8 protein-coding genes are annotated in these 8,629 nt (G+C 74.5%); 5 read left to right on the top strand and 3 right to left on the bottom strand.

Translation table 11 applies throughout. The features are described from left to right. Nucleotides 1-656: carboxyl transferase domain-containing protein (locus ACZ7KF_RS36325; protein WP_471085100.1), on the bottom strand; the 656-nt coding region annotated here is incomplete at its 3' end. Nucleotides 657-766: 110 nt separating this feature from the next. Between ACZ7KF_RS36325 and ACZ7KF_RS36320 the strand changes: the two genes are divergently transcribed. Further along, complete coding sequence (locus ACZ7KF_RS36320; protein WP_471085098.1) at nucleotides 767-1,627, top strand: biotin--[acetyl-CoA-carboxylase] ligase; 861 nt, start codon at nucleotides 767-769, stop codon at nucleotides 1,625-1,627. Between the two features lie 305 nt (nucleotides 1,628-1,932). Next, nucleotides 1,933-3,057: an adenylate/guanylate cyclase domain-containing protein gene (locus tag ACZ7KF_RS36315; protein ID WP_471085095.1), complete on the top strand. Its 1,125-nt coding sequence runs from the start codon at nucleotides 1,933-1,935 to the stop codon at nucleotides 3,055-3,057. 61 nt (nucleotides 3,058-3,118) lie between these two features. Here ACZ7KF_RS36315 and ACZ7KF_RS36310 read toward each other — a convergent pair whose 3' ends face one another. Continuing rightward, nucleotides 3,119-3,766 carry a hypothetical protein gene (locus ACZ7KF_RS36310; protein WP_471085092.1) on the bottom strand — a complete coding sequence of 216 codons (648 nt, stop codon included), beginning with the start codon at nucleotides 3,764-3,766 and terminating at the stop codon, nucleotides 3,119-3,121. A 191-nt stretch (nucleotides 3,767-3,957) separates the two neighbouring features. Here ACZ7KF_RS36310 and ACZ7KF_RS36305 point away from each other — a divergent pair, with 191 nt between their 5' ends. The 3 genes from ACZ7KF_RS36305 to hutH all read left to right on the top strand — a co-directional run bounded on the left by ACZ7KF_RS36305 (nucleotide 3,958) and on the right by hutH (nucleotide 7,767). Beyond that, complete coding sequence (locus ACZ7KF_RS36305; protein ID WP_471085089.1) at nucleotides 3,958-4,752, top strand: enoyl-CoA hydratase/isomerase family protein; 795 nt, start codon at nucleotides 3,958-3,960, stop codon at nucleotides 4,750-4,752. Nucleotides 4,753-4,986: 234 nt separating this feature from the next. Next, complete coding sequence (locus tag ACZ7KF_RS36300; RefSeq protein WP_471085086.1) at nucleotides 4,987-6,129, top strand: GGDEF domain-containing protein; 1,143 nt, start codon at nucleotides 4,987-4,989, stop codon at nucleotides 6,127-6,129. A 99-nt stretch (nucleotides 6,130-6,228) separates the two neighbouring features. Beyond that, entirely contained in the window at nucleotides 6,229-7,767 is a 1,539-nt protein-coding gene (hutH, locus tag ACZ7KF_RS36295; RefSeq protein ID WP_471085124.1) for a histidine ammonia-lyase, read from the top strand. A 51-nt stretch (nucleotides 7,768-7,818) separates the two neighbouring features. Here the strand turns inward: hutH and ACZ7KF_RS36290 are convergent, their stop codons facing one another. Then, nucleotides 7,819-8,613, bottom strand: a complete 795-nt coding sequence (locus ACZ7KF_RS36290; protein WP_471085083.1) for a hypothetical protein — start codon at nucleotides 8,611-8,613, stop codon at nucleotides 7,819-7,821. Nucleotides 8,614-8,629: the final 16 nt, after the last annotated feature.

Below are 8,629 nucleotides of genomic sequence, written 5' to 3'. Positions count from 1 at the left end.
GTGACGGTCTTGATGACGTCCGGGCCGGTGATGAACATGTGCGAGGTCTGGTCGACCATGACCGTGAAGTCGGTGATGGCGGGGGAGTACACCGCACCGCCCGCGCACGGGCCGACGACCAGGCTGATCTGCGGGATCACCCCGGAGGCATGGGTGTTGCGGCGGAAGATCTCGCCGTACGCGCCGAGGGAGGCCACGCCCTCCTGGATGCGGGCGCCGCCGGAGTCGTTGATGCCGATGACCGGGCAGCCGGTCTTCAGCGCGAAGTCCATCACCTTGACGATCTTCTGGCCGTAGACCTCGCCGAGGGCGCCGCCGAAGACGGTGAAGTCCTGGGAGAAGACGGCCACCGGGCGGCCGTCGACGGTTCCGTAGCCGGTGACGACGCCGTCGCCGTACGGGCGGTTCTTCTCCAGACCGAAGTGGGTCGAGCGGTGGCGGGCGAACTCGTCCAGCTCGACGAACGATCCCTCGTCGAGCAGCAGTTCGATGCGCTCACGGGCCGTCAGCTTGCCCTTGGCGTGCTGCTTCTCGACGGCGCGCTCCGAGCCGGCGTGCGTCGCCTCGTGGATGCGGCGCTGGAGATCCGCGAGCTTCCCCGCGGTCGTGTGGGTGTCGATCTCTTGGATCGCGTGACGCTCTTCCGGCTCGGACATCGGGATGCGGCTCCCTGCCTGCTCAAAAGGGGGGACGGTTACTCATCCGTAGAGTAGTGGCGGGCCTACGGATCAGCAGTGCGTCGTTTACCACACCTAGGGTGGCTTGCATGACGCCGCAGAATCCATCAGACGACAACCGCTGGTCCGACCTGGACCGTCCGCCCCTCAGCGCCGCGGCACTGCGGCGCGGGCTGGTCCGGGACGAGGGCCTGTACCGCGACATCCAGGTGGTGCAGCGGACCGGTTCCACCAACTCCGACCTCGCCGCGCTGGCCGCCGCCGGGAACGCCGGCGAGGGCGCGGTGCTGGTGGCGGAGGAGCAGACGGCGGGCCGGGGGCGGCTGGACCGCCGCTGGACGGCGCCGCCGCGGTCCGGTCTCTTCTTCTCCGTCCTGCTCCGGCCGGCCGAGGTGCCGGTGGCCCGCTGGGGGTGGCTGCCGCTGCTCACGGGGGTGGCGGTGGCGACCGGTCTGGCGCGGGCGGCGGGCGTGGACACGGCGCTGAAGTGGCCGAACGACCTGCTGGTGACCGTCGGCGGGGAGGAGCGCAAGGCCGGCGGGATCCTCGCCGAGCGGGCCGGTGACGACGGGATCGTCATCGGCGTCGGCATCAACGTCAGCCTGCGGGCGGACGAACTCCCCGTCCCGCAGGCGGGCTCCCTCGCGCTCGCGGGGGCGCAGGGCACGGACCGGGACCCCCTGCTGCGGGCGGTGCTGCGGTCACTGGAGGACTGGTACGGGCGGTGGCGGGCCGCGGGCGGGGACCCGGCGGTGAGCGGGCTCCAGGAGGCGTACACGGCGGGGTGCGCGACGCTCGGCCGGGTGGTGCGGGCGGAGCTGCCGGGCGACCGGTCCGTGGTCGGGGAGGCCGTGGCGCTGGACGGGGACGGGCGGCTGGTCATCGCCACGGAGGCAGGGGTGCAGGAGCCGGTGGGCGCGGGCGACATCGTCCATCTGCGGCCCGCGTGAGCGGACGCGGGCGACCGCGGCGCGGCCTCGGCGGGCGGCGACGGCCGGGGCTCCCCGGAGTCGCGGTGACCCGCACGGCCGGCCGCGGCGGTCCCGCGATCGGGTACGCGGCGCCGCACGGTTGCCGGGGCGGGCCCGTGGCCGAGTACGCCGCGCCGCACGCCACCGCCGCGGCTCCGGGCACCGGTCGGCGGCATCGGACACGTGTGCTGTCGGCCCAACCCTACGGAGTGAGCTGGCGCACACCTGCCGTAGAGTTGAGGCCGGTCGAAACCTGACCGCGGCAGATGGGAAGGGCAGCACGCGTGACCGTCGACGACACGGGCTCCGGCGCGGGCGGGGACGGCCGGGTGGACCCCCACGCCCCCGACACCGGCGAGGACCCGCTCGCCCTGCGGCTCGAACAGCTCATCCTGGGCGCCGAGCGGCGCTACACCCCGTTCCAGGCCGCCCGCAGCGCCGGTGTCTCCATGGAACTGGCCTCCCGGTTCTGGCGGGCCATGGGCTTCGCGGACATCGGCCAGGCCAAGGCCCTCACCGAGGCCGACGTGCTGGCGCTGCGGCGGCTCGCCGGTCTGGTCGAGGCGGGACTGCTGAGCGAGGCCATGGCGGTGCAGGTGGCCCGGTCCACCGGGCAGACCACCGCCCGTCTGGCGGAGTGGCAGATCGACTCTTTCCTGGAGGGCCTGACCGAGCCGCCCGAGCCCGGGATGACCCGCACCGAGGTGACGTACCCGCTGATCGAGCTGCTGCTGCCGGAGCTGGAGGAGTTCCTGGTCTACGTCTGGCGGCGGCAGCTGGCCGCCGCGACGGGCCGGGTCGTCCAGGCGGCCGACGACGAGGAGATGGTCGACCGGCGGCTCGCCGTCGGTTTCGCCGACCTCGTCGGGTTCACGCGGCTGACCCGCCGGATGGAGGAGGAGGAGCTGGGCGAGCTGGTCGAGGCCTTCGAGACCACCGCCGCCGACCTGGTGGCGGCGCGCGGCGGCCGGCTCATCAAGACCCTCGGCGACGAGGTGCTGTACGCGGCGGACGACGCCGGTGTCGCCGCGGACATCGCGCTGCGGCTGGTGGAGACGCTGTCGAACGACGAGACGATGCCCGAGCTGCGGGTCGGCATGGCGTTCGGCACGGTGACCACCCGTATGGGCGATGTGTTCGGCACGACGGTCAACCTGGCCTCCCGGCTGACGTCGATAGCCCCCCGGGACGCCGTCCTGGTGGACAGCGCCTTCGCCGAGGAGCTGATCCGCACCGGGGAGGCGCCCGCCTCGGAGGCGGAGGCGGCGGAGGCCGCGGCGGCGGCCGAGAAGGAGGGCGAGGAGCCGCCGACGTACCGCTTCGCGCTCCAGCCGATGTGGCAGCGGCCGGTGCGCGGGCTCGGCGTGGTCGAGCCGTGGCTGCTCGCGCGCCGCGACGGCCAGCCCTAGGGCGTGTCCGGCGCCGCCTGCCGTCGCCCGCGGCGCGGCGGACGGGACCTGCCGGACGGCCCTAGCCGCCGCGTACGTCCACGCACAGCCCGACGACCGGCAGGCACACCCCGCCCGGATCGGGCGCCGCCGTGCCGTGGCCGGGTGACGGGGCCGGGCTCGGGGTCCTCGTCGGGGTCCTCGTCGGGGTCGGCGCGGGTGTCGCCGGGGCCGGACGCGAGGCGGAGGCGGTCGGCGTGGGCCCGGAGCGGCCGGGCGTGTCCGGGGCGCCGGTGGGGATCGTGGCCGGGGCGGTGGTCGGTACGGCACCGCCGTCGGCCGGTGTCGTGGCCGCGTCCGGGGACGCGGTGGGGGTCGGCGCGAGGCTGCGCCCGCCCATGACGGAGGTCGCCGCGGGCAGTGCGGTGGGGGCGGCGGCGATGGTGGCCGCGGTGTTCGCCGAGCGCGTCGCGGCCCCGCCGCCCGGGCCGAGCCGGGGCTCGGCCTCCGTCGTGCCCGGCGCGCCGACTCCTCCGTCCGGAGCGACCCGGACCAGGCTGAGCACCCCGGCGGCCAGGGCGAGCCCGCCGGCGGCCAGCAGCACCTTGCGGGGGCGTGGCCTGCGGTGCCGGCCGCGCCGTACGCCCGGCTCGCGGTCCCGTTCCCGGCCGCGCCGTACGCCCGGCTCGCGCTCCCGTTCCCGGCCGGGCCGTGCAGGTATCGGTGTCATGGGTTCCCTCCCCGCCGCGCGCCGGGGGCGCGCCATGGCGGAGCGCACGCTATGCGCTGCTGTGGGCGGTGTGCGGGGAGACGGCCGGGATGTCACTCGAACGGGCGTAGCCCCCTGGGGTTTCCCGAGGCCGGGTGCTGCTGCGATGATCGGGCCGACAGTGAGTTAACCCGCGTTAACCGGAGGGTGTCATGAGCGAGGAGCGGTTCGGGGAGTTCGTGCTGGTGCGGCGGCACGGGCAGGTCGTGGAGCTGGTGCTGGACCGGCCCAAGGCCATGAACGCCGTCTCGACCGGCATGGCCCGCTCCGTCGCCGACGCGTGCGCGGCGCTGGCCGCCGACCGGGACGCCCGGGTGGTCGTGCTGACCTCGTCGCACGAACGGGCGTTCTGTGTGGGAGCGGACCTGAAGGAGCGGAACTCCTTCAGCGACGCGGACCTGGTGCGGCAGCGGCCGGTGGCCCGCGGGGCCTACACCGGGGTGCTGGAGCTGCCGATGCCGACGATCGCGGCGGTGCACGGCTTCGCGCTGGGCGGCGGATTCGAGCTGGCCCTGTCCTGCGACCTGATCGTGGCGGACCGTACGGCGGTGGTGGGGCTGCCGGAGGTGTCCGTGGGGGTGATCCCCGGCGGCGGTGGTACGCAGCTGCTGCCGCGGCGGGTCGGCGCGGCGCGCGCGGCCGAGCTGATCTTCTCGGCGCGGCGCGTGGAGGCGGCGGAGGCGGCGGAGCTGGGGCTGGTCGACCAGCTGGTGGACGAGGGGCGCGACCGGGAGGAGGCGCTGGCTCTCGGTGCCCGGATCGCCGCGAACTCGCCCGTGGGGCTGCGGGCGGCGAAGCGGGCGCTGCGGCTGGGGCACGGCCTGGACCTCCGGGCCGGACTGGAGGTCGAGGACGCGGCCTGGCGGTCGGCGGCGTTCTCGGGGGACCGGGCGGAGGGCGTGGCCGCCTTCAACGAGAAGCGCAAGCCGGAGTGGCCGGGAGAGTAGGACGCCCGCGCACCGCGGCCGACCGGGAGCGGGCGGCCACGAGCACGCGGTGAGGGCGCGGGGGCCTGCGCGAACGGTCATGAGCACGCGGTGAGGGCGCGGGGACCTGCGCGAACGGTCACGGCGGACCCGCGCCCGGCGGCGGACCGTACTGGCGCGGCGCACCCTCGCACCCCGCCACCTGATCGCCGCACCGAAATCACAAAATCGTCTATTCCTCCCTAATCTGGAGTAATGGGTGAGGACAAGCGGTTCGCCGCGGTCGTGGCGCTGGCTCAGGGGATGGCGGCGGCGCACACCCCGAGGGAGTGCTGGCGGGCCGCCGCCCTCGGCGCCTGCCACGCGCTGGACGGGGGCTTCGCCGCGCTGTCGGTGTGGGAGCGCGAGCTGGGCCGGCTGCGGGTCCTCGCCAACGTGGGGGAGCGCCGGCCGGACGAGGAGGAGTTCCCGGAGGCCGAGGCGTACCCGGTGCACCAGTTCCCGGAGATCACCGAGTTCCTGCACGAGCGGTGGGCCGGCGGCGGAGCTCCCCACGCGTGGGTGGAGACCGCCGAGGGGACGGCCGCCGGCACGCCCGGCTACTTCCATCACCGGGTCGCCGCCCTGCGCCGCCGCGGTCGCGGTTGCTGCGTCGTCGCCCCCGTCGTGCTGCACGGCCGGGCCTGGGGGGAGCTGTATGTGGCGCGCCCGGTCGGCGTGCCCGTGTTCGCGCGGGCCGACGCCGAGTTCGCCACCGTGCTCGCCGCCGTAGTCGCCGCGGGCATCGCCCAGACCGAGCGGCTGGAGGAGGCGCGCCGGCTCGCGTACACCGACGCCCTCACGGGTCTCGCCAACCGCCGTGCCGTGGACGTCCGCCTGGGGGAGGCGGTCGAGCGGCACCGCGCGGAGGGCGTCGTCGTCAGTCTGGTCGTCTGCGACCTCAACGGGCTGAAGCGGGTCAACGACAGCCTCGGGCACGCCGTCGGCGACCGGCTCCTCGAACGTTTCGGCTCGGTGCTGTCGCTGTGCGGCGCGATGGTGCCGGGCGCGCTGGCCGCGCGGCTCGGCGGGGACGAGTTCTGTCTGCTCGCGGCCGGGCCGCCCGCCGACGACGTGGTGAAGGCGGCGGACGAACTGTGCCGCCGGGCCGGGGAGCTGGAGCTGGGCGAGGGGGTCGCGTGCGGGGTCGCCTCGACCGAGGACCCCATCGGGGAGGTGCGGGACGCGCGCCGGCTGTTCCGGCTCGCGGACGCCGCCCAGTACCGGGCCAAGGCCCTGCGGCTGGACCGGCCGGTGGTGGCCGGCCGGGAGGGGCCGGACGACCCGGTCGTACGGTTGGCCGACCAGCCGCCGCCATCGCGGGCCGAGCGGCGCCGGTTCCGTGGGCGCCTGCCGTGAGTTCGGCGTGAGGCGAAGCCCACATCGCGGGGTAAGGGGCACCCCCGGTTCCCACTAGTGACATCGCTGCATTCAGTGCGTACGCTCCTGAATATGGATATGCACACTGTGGTGGTGGGGACGTCCGGGGTCACGGCGTCCGACGTTCTCGCCGTGGCGCGCGGCGGTGCCCGCATCGAGTTGTCGGCTCAGGCGGTGGCGGCCCTCGCGGCTGCCCGGGAGATCGTGGACGCGCTGGCGGCCAAGCCGGAACCGGTCTACGGCGTCTCCACCGGCTTCGGCGCCCTGGCGACCCGGCACATCAGCCAGGAGCTGCGCGCCCAGCTGCAGCGCAACATCGTCCGCTCGCACGCCGCCGGCATGGGCCCGCGGGTGGAGCGCGAGGTCGTACGGGCCCTGATGTTCCTGCGGCTCAAGACCGTCTGCTCGGGGCACACCGGAGTGCGGCCCGAGGTCGCGCAGACCATGGCCGACGTGCTCAACGCCGGGATCACCCCGGTCGTCCACGAGTACGGCTCCCTCGGCTGCTCCGGCGACCTGGCCCCGCTGTCCCACTGCGCCCTCACCCTCATGGGAGAAGGGGAGGCGGAGGGCCCCGACGGACGCGTCCGGCCCGCCGGCGAGCTGCTCGCCGAGCACGGCATCGCCCCCGTCGAACTGCGCGAGAAGGAGGGCCTCGCCCTCCTCAACGGCACCGACGGCATGCTCGGCATGCTGCTCATGGCCCTCGCCGACCTGGACACCCTGTACAAGTCCGCCGACGTCACCGCCGCCCTCAGCCTGGAGGCGCTGCTCGGCACCGACAAGGTCCTCGCGCCCGAGCTGCACGCCATCCGCCCGCACCCGGGCCAGGGTGCCAGCGCCGCCAACATGCTCGCCGTGCTCAAGGGCTCGGAGCTCACCGGGCACCACCAGGACGACGCCCCGCGCGTCCAGGACGCCTACTCCGTGCGCTGCGCCCCCCAGGTCGCCGGCGCCGGCCGCGACACGATGGCGCACGCCCGCCTGGTCGCCGAGCGGGAGCTGGCCTCCGCCGTCGACAACCCCGTCGTGCTGCCCGACGGGCGCGTGGAGTCCAACGGCAACTTCCACGGCGCGCCCGTGGCCTACGTCCTGGACTTCCTCGCCGTCGCCGCCGCCGACCTCGGCTCCATCGCCGAGCGCCGCACCGACCGGCTGCTGGACAAGAACCGCAGCCACGGCCTGCCGCCGTTCCTCGCCGACGACGCGGGCGTGGACTCCGGCCTGATGATCGCCCAGTACACGCAGGCCGCCCTGGTGAGCGAGCTGAAGCGGCTCGCCGTGCCGGCCTCCGCGGACTCCATCCCGTCCTCCGCCATGCAGGAGGACCACGTCTCCATGGGCTGGTCCGCCGCGCGCAAGCTGCGCACGGCCGTGGACAACCTCACCCGGGTCATCGCCATCGAGCTGTACGCGGCCACCCGCGCCATCGAGCTGCGCGAGGGCCTGACCCCGGCGCCCGCCTCGCGAGCCGTGATCGAGGCCGTGCGCGCCGCGGGCGTGCAGGGCCCGGGCCCGGACCGCTTCCTCGCTCCCGACCTGGCCGCCGCCGACGCGTTCGTACGCGGCGGGGACCTCGTGACGGCCGTGGAGAAGGTCACCGGCCCGCTCCGGTGAACGCAGCGGGGCCCCGGCGGCTGCCGGGGCCCCGAACGTTCTAAAGAAACGTCACTTCAGCTTGGCGGCCTGCGCCTTCACGACCGGTGCGGACACCGTGTAGGACTTCTTGGCCATACCCGCGCCGATGTTGATCGTGGTGTACGTCGCGAGGGTGTTCCCGTGCCGCACGACCTCGGCGTGCAGCGGCATGAGGCCGTCCTTGCCCGCGTCGTTGGTCGCGGTGAAGGCCACCGACTCGTCACCCGTGCCCGAGGACTTCTCCTCGGCGACCTTGGTGAACTTGCCCTGCTCGCCGTCCTGCTCGCCCGAGAAGCCGCCCGCGCAGCCCTTGACCGCGTCGGAGACCGACTTCAGGGCCTGCTCGGCGCCGTCGCCGTCGTAGGAGGCGAGGGTGACCACGGTGACGTCCAGGTCCATGGACTGCTTGAGCGCGTCCTCGAACTTGCCGTCCGCCATGTCGTCCAGGGACGTCGCGCCGTCCGTGGGGTCCTTCTTGGTTTCGGTGGCCATGCGGCTGGTGTTCACGGCCGGGTCGCCGGGCGCGATGCCGGTCAGCGCGTGCAGCAGCGGTTCGCACTTGGCGTCGTCCGCCTTGACCTTGCTCTTGGCCGGGATGCCGCCCTCGACCGGACCCACCTCGTGGCCGGGCACATCGCCCTTGGCGATGATCAGCTTCTTCAGCTCCGCGGCGCTCAGCGCCTTGGCGGCCGGCTTGGCCGCGTCCTTGCCCGGGGCCCCCTGGGAGTCGTCCGACCCCTTGTCGCCACAACCCGTGACGAGGGCGAGCGAAAGCGCGCTCACGGCGACGGTGGCGCACAGTCGCACGCCCGATGATCTCTTCATGAGCGAACTATGAATG

The sequence above is a fragment of the Streptomyces sp. NPDC038200 genome (assembly GCF_055600785.1).
This window is presented reverse-complemented; position numbering and strand designations above follow the sequence as displayed.

Coding starts and splice junctions, on each gene's coding strand:
- ACZ7KF_RS36305 (WP_471085089.1), top strand. CDS start 3,958: ATGAGCGAGGAGCGGTTCGGGGAGTTCGTGCTGGTGCGGCGGCACGGG.
- ACZ7KF_RS36310 (WP_471085092.1), bottom strand. CDS start 3,766: ATGACACCGATACCTGCACGGCCCGGCCGGGAACGGGAGCGCGAGCCG.
- hutH (WP_471085124.1), top strand. CDS start 6,229: ATGCACACTGTGGTGGTGGGGACGTCCGGGGTCACGGCGTCCGACGTT.
- ACZ7KF_RS36300 (WP_471085086.1), top strand. CDS start 4,987: ATGGGTGAGGACAAGCGGTTCGCCGCGGTCGTGGCGCTGGCTCAGGGG.
- ACZ7KF_RS36320 (WP_471085098.1), top strand. CDS start 767: ATGACGCCGCAGAATCCATCAGACGACAACCGCTGGTCCGACCTGGAC.
- ACZ7KF_RS36290 (WP_471085083.1), bottom strand. CDS start 8,613: ATGAAGAGATCATCGGGCGTGCGACTGTGCGCCACCGTCGCCGTGAGC.